The 19,736-nt window shown below is 56.9% G+C and carries 14 protein-coding genes and 3 pseudogenes; 13 read left to right on the top strand and 4 right to left on the bottom strand.

What is annotated here, in order from left to right; all coding sequences use genetic code 11:
• Positions 1–110 precede the first annotated feature (110 nt).
• From HUG12_RS17365 to HUG12_RS17345, 5 genes are all read left to right on the top strand, one after another.
• Positions 111–1,517: an oligosaccharide flippase family protein gene (locus tag HUG12_RS17365; protein ID WP_179269987.1), complete on the top strand. Its 1,407-nt coding sequence runs from the start codon at positions 111–113 to the stop codon at positions 1,515–1,517.
• Between the two features lie 121 nt (positions 1,518–1,638).
• On the top strand, positions 1,639–2,934 hold the full coding sequence (locus tag HUG12_RS17360; RefSeq protein ID WP_179269986.1) for a polysaccharide pyruvyl transferase family protein: 1,296 nt from the start codon (positions 1,639–1,641) through the stop codon (positions 2,932–2,934).
• Positions 2,935–3,032: 98 nt separating this feature from the next.
• Positions 3,033–4,223 carry a glycosyltransferase gene (locus HUG12_RS17355; protein WP_179269985.1) on the top strand — a complete coding sequence of 397 codons (1,191 nt, stop codon included), beginning with the start codon at positions 3,033–3,035 and terminating at the stop codon, positions 4,221–4,223.
• Between the two features lie 238 nt (positions 4,224–4,461).
• A complete protein-coding gene (locus HUG12_RS17350; RefSeq protein WP_179269984.1) occupies positions 4,462–5,715 on the top strand; it encodes a sulfatase-like hydrolase/transferase in 1,254 nt (417 codons plus the stop codon).
• 89 nt (positions 5,716–5,804) lie between these two features.
• Positions 5,805–6,749: a glycosyltransferase family 2 protein gene (locus HUG12_RS17345; RefSeq protein ID WP_179269983.1), complete on the top strand. Its 945-nt coding sequence runs from the start codon at positions 5,805–5,807 to the stop codon at positions 6,747–6,749.
• 36 nt (positions 6,750–6,785) lie between these two features.
• Here HUG12_RS17345 and HUG12_RS17340 read toward each other — a convergent pair whose 3' ends face one another.
• The gene (locus tag HUG12_RS17340; RefSeq protein WP_179269982.1) at positions 6,786–7,991 is read right to left on the bottom strand and encodes a glycosyltransferase; all 1,206 of its coding nucleotides are present in this window, start codon (positions 7,989–7,991) and stop codon (positions 6,786–6,788) included.
• Between the two features lie 143 nt (positions 7,992–8,134).
• Here HUG12_RS17340 and HUG12_RS17335 point away from each other — a divergent pair, with 143 nt between their 5' ends.
• On the top strand, positions 8,135–9,514 hold the full coding sequence (locus HUG12_RS17335) for a sulfatase-like hydrolase/transferase (protein WP_179269981.1): 1,380 nt from the start codon (positions 8,135–8,137) through the stop codon (positions 9,512–9,514).
• Positions 9,515–9,574: 60 nt separating this feature from the next.
• Positions 9,575–10,555 carry a sulfatase-like hydrolase/transferase gene (locus tag HUG12_RS17330; protein ID WP_179269980.1) on the top strand — a complete coding sequence of 327 codons (981 nt, stop codon included), beginning with the start codon at positions 9,575–9,577 and terminating at the stop codon, positions 10,553–10,555.
• Positions 10,556–10,591: 36 nt separating this feature from the next.
• On the opposite strand, the gene aglG is transcribed toward HUG12_RS17330, so the two are convergent.
• Entirely contained in the window at positions 10,592–11,530 is a 939-nt protein-coding gene (gene aglG, locus HUG12_RS17325; RefSeq protein WP_179269979.1) for a glucosyl-dolichyl phosphate glucuronosyltransferase, read from the bottom strand.
• Positions 11,531–11,628: 98 nt separating this feature from the next.
• Between aglG and HUG12_RS17320 the strand changes: the two genes are divergently transcribed.
• Both HUG12_RS17320 and HUG12_RS17315 read left to right on the top strand, forming a co-directional pair.
• Entirely contained in the window at positions 11,629–15,006 is a 3,378-nt protein-coding gene (locus HUG12_RS17320; protein WP_179269978.1) for an oligosaccharyl transferase, archaeosortase A system-associated, read from the top strand.
• Positions 15,007–15,183: 177 nt separating this feature from the next.
• Positions 15,184–16,080: a DUF368 domain-containing protein gene (locus HUG12_RS17315; RefSeq protein ID WP_179270681.1), complete on the top strand. Its 897-nt coding sequence runs from the start codon at positions 15,184–15,186 to the stop codon at positions 16,078–16,080.
• A 533-nt stretch (positions 16,081–16,613) separates the two neighbouring features.
• Here the strand turns inward: HUG12_RS17315 and HUG12_RS17310 are convergent.
• Both HUG12_RS17310 and HUG12_RS21770 read right to left on the bottom strand, forming a co-directional pair.
• A pseudogene (locus tag HUG12_RS17310) lies at positions 16,614–16,979 on the bottom strand (methyltransferase domain-containing protein); the annotation flags it as partial.
• Positions 16,980–16,981: 2 nt separating this feature from the next.
• Positions 16,982–17,233 (bottom strand): annotated as a pseudogene (locus HUG12_RS21770) (MarR family transcriptional regulator); the annotation flags it as partial.
• A gap of 251 nt (positions 17,234–17,484) precedes the next feature.
• Here HUG12_RS21770 and HUG12_RS17300 point away from each other — a divergent pair.
• The 4 genes and pseudogenes from HUG12_RS17300 to HUG12_RS17285 form a co-directional block, all read left to right on the top strand.
• A pseudogene (locus tag HUG12_RS17300) lies at positions 17,485–17,589 on the top strand (IS5/IS1182 family transposase); the annotation flags it as partial.
• Entirely contained in the window at positions 17,549–17,803 is a 255-nt protein-coding gene (locus HUG12_RS17295; protein ID WP_179270679.1) for a hypothetical protein, read from the top strand. The pseudogene HUG12_RS17300 and the gene HUG12_RS17295, both read left to right, overlap by 41 nt.
• 79 nt (positions 17,804–17,882) lie before the next feature.
• Positions 17,883–18,308 (top strand): DUF371 domain-containing protein, encoded by a 426-nt coding sequence (locus tag HUG12_RS17290; RefSeq protein WP_179269977.1) that lies wholly within the window; start codon positions 17,883–17,885, stop codon positions 18,306–18,308.
• A gap of 92 nt (positions 18,309–18,400) precedes the next feature.
• Positions 18,401–19,732: an MFS transporter gene (locus HUG12_RS17285; protein ID WP_179269976.1), complete on the top strand. Its 1,332-nt coding sequence runs from the start codon at positions 18,401–18,403 to the stop codon at positions 19,730–19,732.
• Positions 19,733–19,736 lie beyond the last annotated feature (4 nt).

The raw sequence follows: 19,736 nt of genomic DNA, 5'->3' as shown, positions 1-19,736 counted from the left end.
TTGAGAGTGAGTAATCTCGCGGCGAAGCGTCGTATTGATACGGTGGGAATGGAAACCGAATCATAGCCACGACCTTTGGTGACTTTCAGATGAGATACGGACGAACTTCGATGGTAAGCTTTCTCTCGCAGTTTGCAATGTCGATCTCGGGGTTCCTCGCAACTATCGTTCTTACGCGAACCCTCGGGCAGGAGCAGTACGGGGCGTACGTTGTCGTTCTGTCTGTGCTTGCGTGGGCCGCTATTGCAGGAAACTTAGGACTCACTGCGGCGGTGAGAAAGCGAGTAAGTGAGGCCACTGAGGGAAATTTTGTCGTCTCGGGGATTCTCGCTCAAATCGCGCTTTATGCCATTGTAGCCATCTGTCTCTGGTTCGCTCGTCCATACCTGAATTCGTATATGGAGATTGAAGCGACCTCAATACTTATTGTAATGTTGGGTGTGAGCCTCGGTGTTAATCTGGTACGCGCCGTTCTCCAAGGACAACACCTCGTACACGTTTCAAGTATTCTCTCACCTGTTGAATGGACAATCCGAAGTATCGTTCAGGTCACGTTAGTGTTGGCTGGTTTCGGCATTGCTGGAGCGTTCGCCGGTTATGTCGTCGGTGCGATTGTCGCAATAGTAATTGGCTCATGCTTAGTTTCAGTCGACTATGCTACTCCGACTCGTGAGGACTTTCGACAACTTCGGTCGTACGCGCAGTTCTCTTGGCTCGCGTCAGTCAAAGGACGTACGTTTCTCTCGATGGATACGATAATTTTGGCATTCTTTGTCACCAACAGCCTAATTGGTGTCTACGAAGTAGCATGGAATCTTGCTTCTTTATTCGCCATCTTCGGATCGTCTATCACGCGTACACTCTTTCCCGAGATGAGCAAGATTTCATCAGAAAGGGGCGTCGACGGACACGTCTCAGGGCTGTTGCGGGTGAGTCTGGCGTACACAGGATTGATCATCATCCCTGGTTTCGCCGGGGCTATTCTCGTTGGTGACGTCGTATTGACAGTCTATGGATCTGGATTCGAGACTGGGTACTACATTTTGCTTGTCCTCACGTTTGCCCGCCTCCTGTACGGCTATCAGAGCCAGTTCATGAATACGATTGACGCGGTCGACCGTCCCGATCTCACCTTTCGCATCAACGCTGTGTTCGTGGCGATAAACCTCACTCTGAATATTCTCCTCACCGCGCAATTCGGCTGGTACGGTGCTGCGACCGCGACAACTGCTTCAGCTGCGGTGGGTCTCGGGCTGGGATACTACTACGCGACAAACATTATGGACGTGATTGTTCCAGTGGGGGAAATAACCAAACAATGGCTTGCCGCTGGGATCATGGCCGCGGTGGTTTTCGTAGGGCGAGTTGCCATAGAAGACTCCCTCCCCATCGTCCTAGTTCTCATCGGTGTTGGCGCAGTCGTATACCTCGCGGCGCTACTCGCACTTTCCCAAGAGTTCCGGACGACAGTTGAGGACAACCTTCCTGGAGTAGTATCAGTTCCTGGCTTCAAGTAGATCTACATACTTAGTTAGCAATTAACCTAAATATTTGTATGGGATACTTAAACATCGCTCATAAATATTAGCTCATGGGGTCCGTTTGGAAGATGATTCTGAGTAGAAGACAATCTTATTAGTGAGTCTTGAAAAACGATCACAGTACCCTGAAATGGATATCCTCATAACAGACTATCATTGCGCATCAAACCGTGGAGATGCCGCTATTTTGGAAGGGGAACTGGCAACGCTCAAAGAGCAATTTCCGGATGCATCAATTACCGTTATGACGGAGTATCCGGATGCAGCCAATCTTATCCATGGCGTAGACGCTGTTCCACAGCGTCTTGTCCCATTTGAAGTTTTCAATTTACCAAAGAATGGCGTGATCGCGTCAATTCTACTTGATGCAGCCCTTCAACGTCATGGCCACAAACTTCCATTTATCTCGATTATGATTGATAGACTTGATCTACAGCCATACTATGACGCGGACCTCATCATCTCAACCGGTGGACAATATATTACGGACATTTACTTCCCGACAAAAATAGGAGTTCTTGCCGAACTTTGGCTCGGGAAACTTCTTGAGAAACCAGTTGTTCTCTATGCTCAGAGCCTCGGTCCTTTTGACCGAAAACCGTATAATAGACTCGCACGACGCGTGCTAAATAGCGTTGATTTAATCACAACAAGAGACGAGAAATCGAAAAGGAATCTGGAGGCTTTAGGTGTCAATGAGACGCCTATTCACGCACTCACTGATGCAGCATTCTCGATGCCATTAAACCAAGGGGACAAGCCGATTGAACAGAAAATTGGAGAAGAATATCAACCGGTTTATTCGGACTCAGGGCCAGTTGTAAGCATATCAGTCCGAAACTGGTCTCATTTTGAGTCTGAAGGAGGGGAAAACCAGTACATGCAGGCCGTGGCTGACGTTGCGGACAGGCTCATTGAGGATCGTTCCGCAGATATTCTCTTTGCGTCTACCTGTACAGGGTTTGCTGGCTACCATACTGATGACCGTGTTGCGGCACAGCAAGTAATAAACCGGATGAACGATACGAATATTGAACAAACGCATATCTTATCCGGGGAATATACGCCTCAGCAACTTGTAGGAGTCTATGAGACTGTTGACTGCCACATTGGTACTCGAATGCACTCAAATATTCTCTCAATACTGGCTGGCACTCCATTTGTCGCGATCGGCTACCAGTTTAAAACTGAGGAGCTAATGTCGCAATTTGAGATGAGTGAGTACTATCTCGATATTGATGGACTTGCCCCAGACGAGTTATATAAGACCGTTGAGCATGCCCTCAGCAACCGTGGGGTAATATCTGATAGTATTGAAGCAAATCTGCCTAATATTCGAGACAAATCGAAAAAGAGTGCAAAGGTTATCCATGACTACTTGAATCTGAATTAGCAATTCGCGAATCTAATCCTAAATCAACCTATGGGCTTCGTGATGACTGAGATAATTCCGTCCCTTATATATGAACTCACCATAAATAGATACCCAAGATGAACATCGTATATTATGTTGATGATTTTCCGAAACTCTCTGAGAGCTTTATCCTCAACGAAATTTATGAACTGAGTCAACTTGGCCATAACGTTGCGGTATGTGCTCTGCAGAAGCCAGAATGCAAAATTGAACACAATGAATTTGACGAATTAAACGTTCCAATATCATACGTAAAGACTCCAACATATAAAGATATCACACAGCTTCTTTCCAAAAAAGTGTGGAATCTTCAAATGTTCAAAGATTCCTTCTATTATGCCTCCCCACTGGACCATGCCGCAAACTTCTTTCGAGCAAAGCAATGCATTGAATTCGTGGATTCACTTAAGTGGGATCCTGAACACTTCCATTCACATTTCGCGACTATTTCAAAATTCGGAGCATTATATGCGTCAAATTACTATAATGAGCCATTTACGATAACAACCCACGCATACGATCTCTATAAGGAACCGATTGGCACATATACCAAACAATTACTACAACAGTCCGATAGAATTGTGACGATTTCAGAATACAATAAACGTTATATTCAAGATCGGTTTACATCGAATACTCCGATAGACGTCATACATGCTGGAATTCGACCGGAGAAATTCGCCTCAACACAATCTTCACAGCAAAACAGGGTTCTGACAATCTCACGCTTTGTTGAGAAGAAAGGATTGCCATATGCGCTCGAGGCAGTTGAAATGGTTTCGGATGAGATACCGGAACTAGAATACCATATCATTGGATCGGGTGAAATGGAGGATGAACTCATTCGAAAGGTAGAACAGCTCGGGATCGGGGAAAATGTAGACTTTCTAAACAAGGTTACTGATCAAAGGTTGATTATAGAGCTAGACGAAGCCCGATGTTACTTATTACCGTGTATAATTCCAAATTCAGGAGATAGAGATGGAATACCTGTTTCTCTCATGGAGGCAATGGCGATGAAGACACCACCAGTGTCAACATCTATTTCAGGAATTCCTGAATTGGTTGACCACGGCCAAAACGGTCTTCTGACTGAACCAGAGAATGCGGAAGCATTAGCCGATGCTCTACTTAAGTTGCTACAAGACGAATTTAAATGGAATGCATACGCGGAGTCAGCATCTAGAAAAATTACGAGAGAGTTCAATATCAAAAAAGAGGTGTGCAAACTAGAAAACACTTTCCAGGCGACCCAGACTTTGAAGTAAGGCGATCAGGTAGTTATGTTGCTCTGCACCGAGTATATAGCCTGTTGGCGCTAATTGACCTTGGTTCTATGTCTACAAACTATATCTGGCAGTAAAAATCTCTGTAACACTTCAATCCGACACAATGCAATTCTCATGGACGCACACAATTCTGGAACCTTTACACCATACAGCTTCTTCTAATCATCTCGGATGCGAACCGAAAATTGTTAGACCGGGCCAAACTTTACCCGTATCAATGAACTCCGTGATTCTTCTCACGGTTGACTCACTCCGGGCAGATAGAGCAACCCCTGATTGCCTAAGCGAGTCACTCAATATTCTTGAGAAAGATTATACAAAATTCGAAAATGCCTATTCATACGGTGTCGCGACTCCGTTTGCATTTCCGGGAATCATCGCCGGCACTCACCCTGAGGGCAACGGAAAAATTCCAACTGACGCTACCACGTTAGCTGAGGGTATCCCCGGAGAGTCAACTGGCTACGGGAACAATGGATACCTACGCGAAGACCGAGGTTATGCCCAGGGATTTACATATTTCGATGAGAATCCCTCTATAGACGGAAAAGGCGGTATCTCCTTCGTTGACCGCGTCGCGAGACGATTACAAAAAATCACCGTGGTTCGTGAGTCGATGATAGCGAAAACCGTCTACAATCGCTATCTTCGTGACCCCCTCCCGTTATCCTCCGTGCCCGCTGACGGGATGACAAAATTGGTTAAGAACGCCCTTGAGGGCGAGTCTAACGAGTTCATCTGGGGTCATTGGATGGATCCCCACTTACCGTACCATCCTGAAACGGCTATCGACCCACCGGAGGACGTACCCAGTCTTGAGGAGCTAGAAGACATCAGAGACCGAATTTCTGCCGCTGATGCCAGTGCGCTCACTGAGAGTGAACTCAGACTTTCTCGTGAGCTCTATGACGCCAATGTACGCTACTACGACAGATACTTCTCGAACTTACTCAGCTGGATGAAAAAACAGCATTGGTATGATGACGCGCTAATTGTAGTCGTCTCTGATCACGGCGAGTATTTCGGCGAACACGGCCAACTGTTCCATACCTGGGATATCGACCCCTATGACGAGGCTGTTCACACTCCTCTCTGGGTGAAGTATCCGGGTCAAGAGGACGCTGGCGACGTATTCAACCACGTAGTCGGCCATGGCGACATAATAGCTACCGTCGCCGACGTGCTCGAAACTCACTCGCTTGATCCGCCAGAACACACGACCCCACTCAGCGAGGAGTCAGGTCGGCACGTCGTGAGTGTTTCGAACACGGTCAAACGCCTGAAAGAGAATGACGGTGTATACCTCATACGACGAGACGGTAGCGAGGACGAATATGGCGAGGTTTCAGAAGATGGGAAGGATTTTGCCAAAAAACTCAATTCACCAGAGTGTCGGAATTCAAAAGGTGATGCAATCGGTATCGAAGAAGCTGAGCGTCGACGCCGCCTAGAGAATCTTGGATATAGATAGATAGTAGTCAATATGTCCGGAATGTATTCAACTAATGTACTGCCGCTTGATTATGTGGAGAAGACCCATCTGATCAGTTGGAGCTTTAAATGAATACAGAGTTAGGTAGCGGTTCGTTGAATTTCCTCGGAGTAAGCATCGTCATTCCAGTTTACGAACAACCGGATCTCCTCACCGAAGCACTCGACAGCGTCCGCGCCCAGACATTCAACAATTTCGAAGCTATCGTTGTAGACGACAACTCTGATACAAATATCCAACCAATCGTTGACCGGTACGGGGACTGGGCACGATTGATTGTCCACGACGTGAACGAAGGTGCAGCGGAAGCTCGAAACACGGGTATTGAGGCTTCTCACGGCACTTACATCGCTTTTCTGGACGCAGATGACGTGTGGCATCCGACGAAGCTGGAAAAACAGTATGCCGTGTTTGAGGAGAGCAACGAGGAACTCGGATTGGTCTATACGGGCTTCGTACAAAAAGAGATTGACGGAACCGAGTGGGTGCGACATCCAGAAGAAGCGGGGGACATATACCTGAAGGAGTTGGAGCGAGACCGTATCCACCCGACGTCAACGGTGATGATTCGGCGAGAGTGTTTAGACAGCGTTGGGGTATTCGATTCTTCGCTTTCAAGCAGACAAGACTACGACCTGTGGATTCGAATCACGGAGCACTATGACGTTGGATACGTAGATGACCTACTTGTTGAGAAACGCGAGCAGTCAGACAGCATTTCAAAGAACTTTGACAGTCGAATCCAGGGAGATTTGACCGTATTTGAGAAGGTTCGGGAGCGTGTAGCCAATCAAGACTTCCTCACAAGGACTCGAGTCTTGTCCTACCACCACCACGTCATCGGTCGTGACTACGAATCAAACGGAAATCGCTGGAAAGCTCTACAACACCTGGCCCTCGCAATTCTCCGATACCCAGTGAGACCGATTTCGTGGGCGATGTTCGTGATTGCACTATTGGGTATTGACAGGAACGGACAACTTTTGACGTTGGCTAAAAACTACATCCGGTAGAGGAACTTTGTCCGGTGGGGCCACGATTCCATGAACTCATTCGTCGGTATATCCCCGTTCCACGGGCTGAGTCGATAACTCGTGTAGGAGATCGTTATACCACTCTGGCGTGGTGTCTGCAGAATCGATTGCCTTCCTGACAGCTTCATTGATCCGGACGTGGAACAACTTGACGGAGAATCGATCAGCGAACGTTGCGATCTCATCATCGTTCCACTGGACACCCTCCGCTTCGAGCTCGTGAACTGCCTCGGAGATGGATCGACCAGTTTCACCATCACGAACGTGCGCGTACCCATTTTTCCCGTCGATCACCTGATACTGGGTCATCCCCTCCCTAACGCCGAGCAGTGGAGTACCAGCAGCGAGCGCTTCGACGGGCGATATCCCGAAGTCCTCGTCTCTACCGTTAAAGATGAAAGCTTTCGCACCAGCGAGCAACTCCTTCTTCTCCTCTTCGCTGACGTAGCCACGGAATTCAATGTTGGTGCCGGCCATCGCCTCAAGTTTGGCCCGGTCCGGGCCGTCACCGGCAACGACGAGCGTTGCGTCTGAAAGTTCGTTGAACCCCTTGACAATTTCGCCAACGTTCTTGTGCCAGTCCAGTCGTGAGAGCGTGAGGTAGTAGTCGCCGGTCTCGGCGTCATCGGGCGAGTAGGCGTCCGTGTCGACAGGTGGATAGACGACGTCGATTTTCTCTTCTGGGACGCCCCAGTATCGGATCATCCGGCGTTTGACTTGCTCCGAGTTCGCCAGGAACAGGTCCGGCTTGTGCGTGTTGTGGTCGAATGCAACGCGAACGAGATAGTAGAACAGGAGTTTGAGCGAACCCAAGAGTCCGTCTTCCACTTCGTCGATCTGGTCGGACTGCCGGCGGTTCGTATGGTGGACGTAGGAAACCCACACTTGCTCAGTCGGCGGCACATAGAACAGTGGTTCGTTGCCACTCGTGACGAGAACGTCGTAGTCACGAAGCGGTTCGGCCTTTTGCCAACCGAGGAGGTGTGCGAACATGCGGAGAGCGCCACCTCTTCGGAGTGCCCACTCAAGTAGTCGACTGCTGATTACCTGTTCAGTTTCGATGTCGTTCGGTTCGATGCTCTCGTCTTGCCAGCCGACGTACAACGGTGCATTTTCGAACACACGGGCCAGTTCCCATGCAACTCTATCCCCACCACCATTGACGTGTTCACCCCAGTGCGCGATAGCCAGATTCTCGAACAGATCGTCACCACAACTCATTGTCTACTCATGTTGCACACGTTGCCAAAGGTATCACGGAAGCCCACGAGAATGATTAGTATGTAGTCGAGAAAGAAAGCTTCGAACTAATTGGGTCGCTTTCCACCGCTACCTACTTAACGTCCTCCCGAAACTTCTAATCAATGACTCGGAATGTCGTGCTAATCTGTCTCGATACAGTACGACACGACTACTTCGAACAGTACGGAACTCGGCTCAAAGCCCGATCTGACCACTCGTTCGACGAGTGTCGGACTGCAAGCACGTGGAGCGTTTCGAGCCACGCGAGCATGTTTACCGGATCACTCCCGCACCGACACGGGTTTCTCACCGCAACCCCGGAGTTAGACACACTAGATCCGGAGGAGACGTTTCTGCAGGAACTGGGCGACTATCGAACCGTAGGGATCAGTGCAAACCCGTACGCCAGCCCCATCTTCGGATTCGATGAGTTGTTCGACGACTTCTTCCATATTACGTCCTCAATGCCGCACCCCGATGGGTTGTCTCCCTCGAAGTTCTGGCATGAATCAGATATGAATGGGTTCAAACGGTATTTCGAGTTCCTTCGTTCATGTCTCGTTCACGACCATCCCGCAAAGAGCATCGCCAATGGTGTTCGCTCCCAATCTGAGAATCTATTCCGGAAACTCCCTGTGGCGAAGCCGTTTGACGACGGTTGCAGCAGAATTCTGAAGCGCGCAAAGCGCGAACTGAATCGGTCTGATGACTCTACGTTTCTCTTTGTTAACGTCATGGACGCTCATGGACCGTTGACGAATGTCCACGGGTACGACCAATCGCTGCTTTCTGATCGGAGCCGAAGAATAACGCCAAACCTGAACGCACTTCGGATGAACATGGATGGAACTATTGACGAACATACCCGGGAAATAGAGGCTTATCGTGAGCTATATTCGGCAGCAGTGGAGTATATATCGCGTCGAGTGGCTGAGTTTTGCGAGTCGGTAGACAAGGATACGGCCGTTGTGGTCACCGCAGACCACGGTGAACAGCTCGGCGATGACGAACAGGACCAGTATTTCGGTCACGTGACGCCTGATATGACCGAACCACTCCTACATGTCCCTCTCGAAGTGGTCAACGCGACGCTGGATATCAATGAGTCTGAGTATATCTCGCATCTTGATCTTGGACAGCTCATAACGGCAATTGCGACTGAGAAATCTTTCGAAAGAAAACGACCGCTGGCCGCGGAAGTCGCAGGCCTTGGAGTTGCACACCCACCGACTGACCACGAGCAATTAGAGTACTGGAACCGGTCTTCGAGATGCATATATCTCGACGAAGTGAAATATGTCTGGGACTCACTCGGTGCTGCCTACCGCTTCGAACGTCGGGACGGTGGGTACGGTTCGAAAGCCGAGATCAATGTCGGTGATATTCCGGCAGAAGCGACCGACGTTTTCTCAGTCGATATAGCGGACCTGAAGGAAAACAGACGGACGCAAGAACTCACAGATGATGTCGAATCCCAACTCGAGGAACTTGGGTATCTCTAACCTCGGGAAGTGGTGTCTACATCACAGAATTCTTAATACGATACTGGTTACGCACATGTGATGAGCGTCACTTTCGGTGATTGGTTCTCGGAGATGGTGGAGCACCTTCGGGAACAACCGAGCAAGGCTCCACTATATCTTGTATTCACGGTCTATCTCACTGTTTGGTACGCGATTACGTCTCGTTGGCCGGTCGGAGAAGGCATCTACGAGTTCGATTGGGACGTGCTTCTCGTGCTAGACGCCTGTCGCGTCGATGCGCTTAGGGAGGTGGCTGACGAGTACGATTTCATCGAGGAGGTAGAGAGCAAGTGGTCTGTCGGAAGCCAATCAGCGGAATGGATAGCGAACACGTTCACTGAGTCCTGGAAGGAGGAAATCAAAGGCACGACGTACATCTCCGGAAACGGGTATAGTGACGCCGTCCTTGCCGGCCGTCACTTCCCACCCGCGAACAACACTACACCACTCGACCTCGCGTCGTGGTCGGTCGTCTACGAATACGAGTTCCAGTCTCATATCGCTGTCTGGGAGACATACCACGACGAGACGTACGGGTCAGTCCTACCAGAACCGATGACCGATTACACAATTGAAGTAGGACGGCGCGGCAATTCTGAGCGGATCATAACGCACTATACTCAGCCGCACCTGCCGTACGTCGGCACAGCGTTTAGAGAGGGGCGGAAAGCGACCGAACGCGAGGAGCGAGGATACGAACTACTTCAGGAAGGAAGGGCGTCCTGTGAAGACGTATACAATGACTATCTGGAGACGCTTAGATGGGTGCTCGATGACGTGGAAGAACTCTTGGAGAACATCGACGCAGGGAAGGTCGTCATCACGTCGGACCACGGTGAAGCGTTTGGTGAGTGGCACGCATATGGGCATCCGGAGGGATTCCCACATCCAGTCGTCCGGAGAGTGCCATGGGTTGAGACGACTGCAACGGACGAGCATACGCGGGAGCCTGACATTGATTTTGAGGAGCAAACAACGATTGAGGTCGAAGAACACCTTCGCGATCTCGGATATCGCTGACACCAGAGATTGGTTTTCTAGCTAGTAAAAATAAACTCACGTGTTCGCCTTCGCAACTACGTTCGGTGTCGCCATCGCGTACAAGTACCCCAGTCCAACCGCCCCCGTAAACACGAAGATTGACACCAACTGCAACAGAGCGGCGACAGATGGTGACCGAACGAGCTGCTTCACACGGGCCGGAACGAAGTACGTCAGCAACTGCTTCAGGTAGGCATTCTTGCTATCGGGCGCGTCCGGATACAGCAGATCCATCACGCGCTTCGAGTAGCCCTGCCAGAACGAGCGCGACACCAGCCATCCGAACTCCCCGCGATAGCCGAACAGTTTGTGATGCACCACGGCGTCCTCGGTGAACACCATTCCCCGACCGTACTCCTTCAGTAGCCGAATCCCCACCGGAGCCTCGTGGGCCTGGAGGTGCTTGTCGCCCTTGCGACCCGTGTTCGGGTCGTACCCACCCACACGCAGGAACTCCTCGCGGCGATACGAGATGTTCGACCCGTACGTGTTCCGCACCTCCTCGCCGTCCTCGGCGAAGCCTGGTTCCACACAGCCGACGAGCCAGTAGAACTCCTCCGGGAAGAAGCCCGGCCGATCGACCTGCCAGTCGGGACGGACGTCCCCACCGACGGCGATCGCATCCGTCGACTCGTACACCGACACCAGCTGTTCGACCCAATCTGACTCCGCGGTCGCGTCGTCGTCGATGAACGCGACGATCTCGCCCGACGCCAGTTCGGCCCCCTTCGTCCGGCTGAACGAGATGCCCCGATTCTCGTCGTTGCAGTGGAGTACGACGTCCTCTTTGTCCCCGAAGTCCTCGCGCACGCGTTCGTACACGTCTCCGTTCCCGTCGACTACCAGCACGACCTCCAGGGGGTCGTAGGTCTGCTCCAGGATGCTCTCGACCGCCTCGCTGAACGGCTCGTAGCGGTCCATCGCGTACGTGCAGACGACGACGGAGACCTTCATCGGAACCGGCTTCCGACCGGCGGCGTTAATCGTTTCCGCTTCCGGGCGCGCGACAGACTTCAGAAGGCTTATTCACGCGTTCCGAATCGTTCCCCGTAATGAGCAACGGCAGCGATAGTGACGCGACCCCCGACGGCGGCGAACCCTCCACGTCCGTCCCGGGCCTCGACTACGACTTCGAGGGGAAGTCGGTCCTCGACATTCTCAAGGACTTCTACCACGTCCCCGCACTCCTCGTAGTCGGAGTCGTCATGCTGTGGATCCGCCTCCAGTCGTACTCGAACTTCACACGCGGCGGCGAGGTCTACTTCAACGGCAACGACGCCTGGTACCACCTTCGAGAGACGACCTACGCCGTCCAAAACTGGCCGTTCACGATGCCGTACGACCCGTGGACGTACTTCCCGTACGGGACGAGCGCCGGCCAGTTCGGGACGTTGTACGACCAACTCGTCGCCACTGCGGCACTGGTCGTCGGTCTCGGATCGCCTTCCCAGGAACTGATCGCCCGAACCCTCCTCGTCGCGCCCGCCGTCTTCGGTGCCCTGACGGTCATCCCGACGTACCTCCTCGGCAAGCGTCTCGGCGGCCGCCTCGGCGGCATCTTCGCGACGGTCATCCTCATGCTGCTGCCGGGAACCTTCCTCCGGCGGACCCTCGTCGGCTTCGCGGACCACAACGGCGCGGAGCCGTTCTTCATGGGAATGGCGGTCGTCGCCCTCATGGTCGCGCTGGCGGTCGCCCAGGAGGACCGACCCATCTGGGAACTCGTCGAGTCGCGTGAGTGGGACGCCCTCCGACGGCCGGTAATCTGGAGCGTACTGGCCGGGGTCGCAACGGGGCTGTACATCTGGGTATGGCCCCCCGGCGTCCTCCTCGTCGGCATCTTTGGTGCCTACGTCGTCTATCAGGTCGTCAGCGACTACACGGGTGGGCGGTCGCCAGATCACGTCGCATTCGTCGCGGCCATCTCGATGACAGTCACCGCTGCGATGGCGATGCTGAGGTTCCACGAGACGACATTCGGCGCCAGTTCGTTCGGATTCCTCCAGCCGTTCGTCGCGCTCTCGGTCGCCGTCGCGGCGGTCACGCTCGCCTGGCTGGCCCGTCAGTTCGACGCCCGTTCCTTCGAGGACCCGCGGGCCGAACGGTACGCCTTCCCGGGAACGGTTGCACTACTCGGACTCGTCGGCGTCGTCGTCCTCGTCACGGCGCCGATCTCGTTCCTCGGTGGAATCGAACGGAACCTCCTCCGCTTCGTCGGCTTCAGCGCCGGCGCTGCAACACGAACCATCGGCGAGGCCCAACCCTTCCTCCAGTCCGGTCTCGCCCAATACTACTCCAGCACGGGCGTTGTCATGGCCGAGTACGGCTTCGCGTTCGTCACCGCGCTCGTCGCCGCTATCTGGATGCTCGTCAAGCCGCTCTGGAAGCGCGGCGAGGAGGACGACTACCTCCTGCTCGGCGTCGCGACGGCGCTGGTCCTGTTCATGTTCGTCGGCCGCTCGCTGTACAACGACTTCGCGGGTATCCTCGGCGTCAACCCGCAACTCCTCGGATTGGCCATCGTCGCGGCGCTCGTCTTCGCCGCCACCGTCCGCGTCCGCTACGACGCCGAGCACCTGTTCGCGTTCGTCTGGGTCGTCTTCATCACGGCAGCGGCGTTCACGCAGGTGAGATTCAACTACTACCTCGCGCTCGGGGTCGCGGCGTTCAACGCCTACTTCATCCGCGAGATCCTCGCGGCGATCGACGTCGACCTCTCGCGGGAGTCGCTCCCCGAGATCGAGACCTACCAGGCCATCACGGTCGCGATGGTCGTGCTTCTCGTGCTCACGCCGGTCCTGATGGTCCCGCTCTCGCTCGGCAATACCGGCAGCCCGGGCATCGACCGCACGAACACGGCCTGGCAGACCGGGAACAGCACCGGACCGGGCTCGGTCGTCTACTGGGACGAGAGCCTCCAGTGGATGAACGACAACACGCCCGCACAGGGGGACTACGGCGGCGCGGACAACGCCGACCAGCTGGAGTACTACGGCAACTACGAGCAACCGCCCGAGGGCGACTACGACTACCCGGAGGGCGCCTACGGCGTCCAGTCCTGGTGGGACTACGGCCACTACATCACCGTCCGCGGCGAACGGATTCCGAACGCGAACCCGTTCCAGCAGGGCGCGTCCGAGGCGGCCAACTACCTCCTCGCGCCGAACGAGTCGCAGGCCGAGTCGGTTCTCGAGCGCAACAGCGAGGACGACGCCGAGACCCGGTACGTGATGGTCGACTGGGAGATGGTGACCGAGGGCGCGAAGCTCAGCGCCCCCTCGGTGTTCTACGACGAGGGGAACCTCTCGGCGAACGACCTCTACTCCCGGCAGACGCCCATCCTCCGCGAGACCGGACAGAGCCAGCAACCCTACGCGGTCGCGTTCTACGACCACCCGCAGCGCTACTACGACAGCCAGATGGTCCGGCTGTACAAGTACCACGGGAGCCGGGCCGAGCCGACGGTGAACACCGGCTTCGGCGAGGCGGTGATCGTCTTCGACTACGACCCGGTACAGCAGGCGCCCGACTACAAGGCGGTGCCGAGCGGCGAGAACGAGACGGCCATCCGGACGTTCCCCAACATGACCGCCGCCGAGGAGTTCGTCGAGGAGGACGGCACGGCACAGATCGGCGGCGTGGGCGACCTCCCGCGCGAGCCGGTGCCCGCGCTCCAGCACTACCGACTCGTCGACGCGAGCGACACCTCCGCGTACGCCTCACAGCAGTACCAGCGCTCGGTGCTCCAGGAGTCACAGTCGCTGGGCATCCAGCCCGGAGTGCTCCAGAAGACCTCGCCCAACTGGGTGAAGACGTTCGAGCGCGTCCCCGGCGCGACCGTCGAGGGCTCGGGCGCCGAGCCCGGCGAAACGGTCACCGCGAGCGTCGAGATGAAGATGGAGCCCGGCGAGAACGCCTCGACGTTCACCTACGAGCAGCAGGCGACCGCCGACGAGGACGGAAACTTCGAGTTCGTCCTCCCGTACTCAACCGAAGGGTACGACGAGTACGGCCCCGAGAACGGCCACACGAACGTCAGCGTGCGCGCGGACGGCGCGTACACGATCGCCGGCGAGGTGGAGTCGAACGAGAGCGCCCATCTCGTCCGGAACGAGGCGTCGCTCGACGTCTCCGAGGGCGACGTGAACGGCGACGGCGACGGCACGGTCTCGGTCACCCTGGAGGAGACGGTACTCCAGGAACCCGAGGGAGCGAACGGCACCGACGGGAACGAGACCACCGGGAACGAGACGACCGGCGACGGCGCGGGCGGCAACGAAACCATCGGGAACGAGACCGGCGGCAACGGGACCTCCGGCAACGAAACGTCCGGCGACGGGACGGACAGCAACGAGTCGGCCTCGCTCGCCGGCGACGGCGCCACCGCGCCCGCGCTCCGGGCGGCCGAGGGCCACCTCGCGCGGCCGTAGATGGTGGGCGACTCGGGCGACTCCGGAACGGCCGCAGGAACCGGCGCCGCCGACGGCGAGGGCCCCGTGGACGCCGGCGAGCCGGCGACCGCCGACGGGTCAGCGAACCCCGCCGAGACCGACGTCGTCGACGGTCACGACGTCTCGACGCCCGGCGTCTTCCTCCGCGGGCTCTGTATGGGCACCGCGGACGCTGTTCCCGGGGTCTCGGGTGGCACCATCGCGCTCATCACAGGCATCTACGACCGCCTCATCGCGGCCGTGACCGCCTTCGACGCGGACCTGCTCGGGCGCGCACTCACTGGGTTGACCGGCGACCGGAACAGCCTCCGCGAGGCGTGGCGGGAGGCCGACGCGACGTTCCTGCTCGTCCTCGGAGTCGGCATCCTCGCCGCAGTGCTCACCATCACGCGCGTGCTCCACGTCGCGATCGAGACCCGGCCAGCGCCGACGTTCGGCTTCTTCTTCGGGCTCATCGCCGCCTCGGCGATCGTGCTCCGGGACGAACTCCACCTCGACTCCCGGCGCCGAATCACCGCGGCGGTCACCGGGGCCGCCCTTGCGTTCCTCGTCTCCGGGCAGGCCTCGGCGGTCCTGCCAAACTCGCCTGCGACGACCGCGTTCGCGGGCGCATTCGCCGTCAGCGCCATGATCCTGCCCGGCATCTCCGGGTCGCTCGTGCTCGTCATCCTCGGGCAGTACGAGCGGATGTCGGGCGCGCTCTCGGCGTTCCAGGACGCCGTGATCGGGGTCGCCGGGGGTGCGGACCCGTCGACGCTCGTCGCGCCGGGGACGACGGTCGTCTCGTTCATCGCCGGCGGCGTCGTCGGCCTGCTCTCGATCGCGCACCTGATCCGGCGGGCGCTCGAACGCGACCGCGAGACGACGATGGCGTTCCTCGTCGGCCTCATCGTCGGGGCGCTCCGCGCGCCAGTGTCGAGCGCCGGCGAGAACCTCGCGGAACTGGGTCGCGGGTGGACGCCCGAGACGGTCGGGCTGTTCGTCGTGGCCGGCCTCGTCGGCGCGCTGGCCATCTTTGCGATCGATCGCGCCGCGGGCGGGATCGAACTCTAGGTGGAACCACCGCGGACGCGAGTGTTCGACGCAGTTCGCCTTCCTCGTGCACTCACAGTGCACCAGGACGTCACTGCCTCTCGCGGGTTGACGACAGTGGTGATGAACTGACCGACGAGTTGTCCTGTCTCGATTCGTAGCGTTTACCAACGGCCATCAGCCTTGGCGTCACTCAGTATCGTCATCGTCGGTGTCAGGCTACGGGTGACCGCGCCAATGCCGATTCGAAAGCGTGGGGACGACTTGATGAGGGTTCCAGTCTCGAGACGAGCGACCAAATCAGCTGTGCTGTTCCGGATACTGCCTCGGTGTCCGACTCGTCCCGCATGGATACGGTGACTCCGGAGAACTAGAGAAGTTCCCACCGGTGTGTGACCATCACCACGAAGACCACGGGCACGTGTTCGCAGATATCTGGCCCTGTTGAACCCCGCAACGGCAGATACAAACACCGCGTGAGTTCCGAAGCATCGATGCAGCACGGTGAAGCCTTTCATACGCTTCAAATTGGCCAAGTAAAATGGGGGCGGGGGTTAGCGCTTTCGAGCGACCAGTGAGATGCTTTTCACGCCGTACGTCTGGCACGCGCCCTGCGCTTGGTCTGAGGTGAACTCGTACGCCAAGTTGTCACGAACGTCGATGAGCTCAAAGCCAGGTGTTTCAATTTTCGCCGTGTAGTCGTCGACCTGTTCGGCGCCACCGATACAGGCCGCCCAGAGATCTGCGTTGGTTTTGATGCTCTCTGATAGTCGTCGCTCGCTGATGATATCCGAGAGTGCTAACCGACCATCGGGCTTGAGCACGCGGCTCGCCTCTTCGAAGACACGATCCTTCTCCGCCGAGAGGTTGATCACGCCGTTCGAGATCACCGCGTCGAACGAGCCATCATCGAACGGTAGACCTCCATCCCGGAGGCGATCGCCTCGCCAAGTCGTGTCGCCACGTACTGGTATTCCTCTTTGCGGATCCAGCGTCGGTCGCCGAATTCGTCCAACGTTCGGCGCATCGTGGAAGACGAAACCCCGGTCAACTCGCAGAGTTCGGCGCGGCTACGGGGACGCTCCGTCAGTGCGACGAGCGTCGGGACGCGATGTTCGGACCGCGTGAGATACGCTATGTCGACGATCGCCGAGCTCCCATTACGGTGGTTCATGGTAACAAGACCCAATAATCGAGGTATGCTACGGAACGAGAAAACGATTATGTCCGCTCACGCGGCGCTCGATCGTAGAGTCGCCGAGCCACCTGTCGAATCCAAGTATGCGAGGTGCAGTCAAGGAAACACGACACTACTCGCTTGTCAGTGTACCTCTATCGCAGCAATATCCGTTTCACCTCACAGGAAAAGATGGCCCTGTTGAAACCCTTTCTGACTAACAAGACTACAGAATAGCTTCGGCCACGATGGATGCCCTCCCGAAGTCACGACTCCTCCGATTCGTCGAACGTGCTGTTGTATTGGCTCGCCGTGCTGTTGCGCGGTTCTCAACGCGATATTCGCGGGCACGAACGCGACCGAGAGCAACGCATCGAGGCGATCAAGCGGTGGATCGACTATATCAAGTCGAAACTACCCGAGACCTGGGGGCCACAACAGAACGCTGTCGTCAACGACCAACTCGAAGCCGCCCAAAGCGTGCAGACGTCAGCGTCTCACCGGCAACACGTGACGGACGTCGCGAAGCACGTTCTCGAGGACAAAAACGGCTCGGAAGAGCGTTAGAGGTAGGCGTCGCTTCCGTGCGACGCAACCCAAATCCCGAATCGTCGGGGCTTTCCCGGGGGGTGACGTTCCCCCGGCCGTGACGCACGAGTGCGAGCAGGTCGTCCAGGCTCGGGGACACGAACACGTCAGTGCCGAGCACGCGAGCACGTTCGAACTCACGAGCGACGACTGGCTCACCCCCGCGGGCGACTGTATCCTCGCGGTGGAGGCCGACCGGACCCCCGCAGACTTCGACGAGGCATTCGTTACGGCCTGCCAGGACGCCGACGCGCACATCACAGTCACGTTCGAGGCGGCAGGCGTCGAGGATGTGGTGGAGGGGCGAGGCCACCCGGACCTCACGTTCGCCGACGACCGGAGTCTCGTCGGGCGGACGAGCGACTACGTGGACGAGCGGACCGTACTGATCAACGCGAACAAGGCGGCCGCGGACCTCGATCGGAAACTCGTGACGGCGCTCGCGCGCGGCGCACCGCTGACCGTGACGTTCCGCGTCGACTAGGGCCGAACCCCATCTCCGGCCGAATTCCCAACTCCCGGTTTCCATTGTTCCAATACGTACGTTAAATATTGTCCCGTTGAAGCGGACCCACAATGGGATACTCGTTCGGGATGGGGAGACGCGAGTGGCTCTTCGGCCTGCTCATCTCCTCGGTACACGGCGGCCAGCACGTGTTCCTCAGGTTGCTCCCGCCGCTCATCCCCATTCTCGTCGTCGACCTGAACGCGACGCTCTGGCAACTCGGCCTGCTCGTGAGCGTCTACCTCTTCGCCGGCGGGTTGTTCCAGGCGCCACTCGGTATCCTCTCTGATCGGACCGATCGTCTCCACCTGCTGGTGCCGGCGTTCGTCGCGATGTCGGTCGGCTACCTGATCCTGCTCGCGGCCCCGACCGCGGGGGCGGCACTGCCCGCGTTCACCCTCCGCGGTGAGGCGTTCACGGGGGAGTTCCAGGTGATGGCGCTCGGCATGTTCGTGGCCGGGATCGGCTACAGCGCGGTCCACCCCGTCGGCTACCCGCTCATCACGCGGAACGTGACGGCCGACAACAGGGGGAAGGTGCTCGGCATGTGGGGAAGTGCGTCGAAACTCGGCGACGCGTCGGCGCCACTGCTCGTCGGCGTGTTCATCCTGGTTCTCCCGTGGGAGGGGATCCTGCTGGGCATCAGCCTGCTCGGACTCGTCTACGCCGCCGGACTGTTCGCCCTCTTTCGGTACGGGGGCTACGAGACGGAACCCGCCGACACCGGCCCGGACGAGGAAGCCCCCTCGGACGCGGTCGCGGAGTGGCGACGCAACCCCCGGGAGTTCCTGTTCCCCATCGCCGTCGTCGTGGTGTTCTTCTTCTTCATCCTCTTCACCGGCAACGGCATCCAGACGTTCACGCCGGTGTTCGTCGCCGACGTGTACGGCTACTCGTTCTCGCTCGCCGGCGTGACGCTCCGGCCGGAGTCGGTCGCGAACTTCTACTTCGCCGTGTTGCTGGTGAGCGGTGCAGTCTCACAGATCCTCACGGGCACGCTCTCGGACCTGTACGACCCCCGGTCGGTACTTCTCGGCCTGCTCGCCGCTTCGACGCTCGGCCTCCTCGTCCTCTCGCTGGTCAGGCTGACCCCGGTCACCCTGCTGGTCACGTTCGCGCTCCTCGGGAGTTGTCTGTTCGGCGTGAACCCGGTTCGGGACACGCTCATCACCGACATCACGCCCCCCGAGTACGAGGGGCGGACGTTCGGCTACGTCTGGACGATCGCACTCGTCGGGAGTTCCGGGTATCCGGTCCTCATCGGCTATCTCGGGGACACCATCGGCATCCAGTCCAGTTTCGCGTACCTCGCGCTCGGCACGTTCGGCGCGATGGCGGCGATCGGAATCCTCTACAGCTCGCGCGTCTATCGAGCCCCGTCGACGGTCGAGCCCGACGTGTGAGTCC

The sequence above is a fragment of the Halorarum salinum genome, assembly GCF_013402875.1.
In the GTDB taxonomy this organism is placed as follows: Archaea; Halobacteriota; Halobacteria; order Halobacteriales; family Haloferacaceae; genus Halorarum; species Halorarum salinum.
This window is presented reverse-complemented; position numbering and strand designations above follow the sequence as displayed.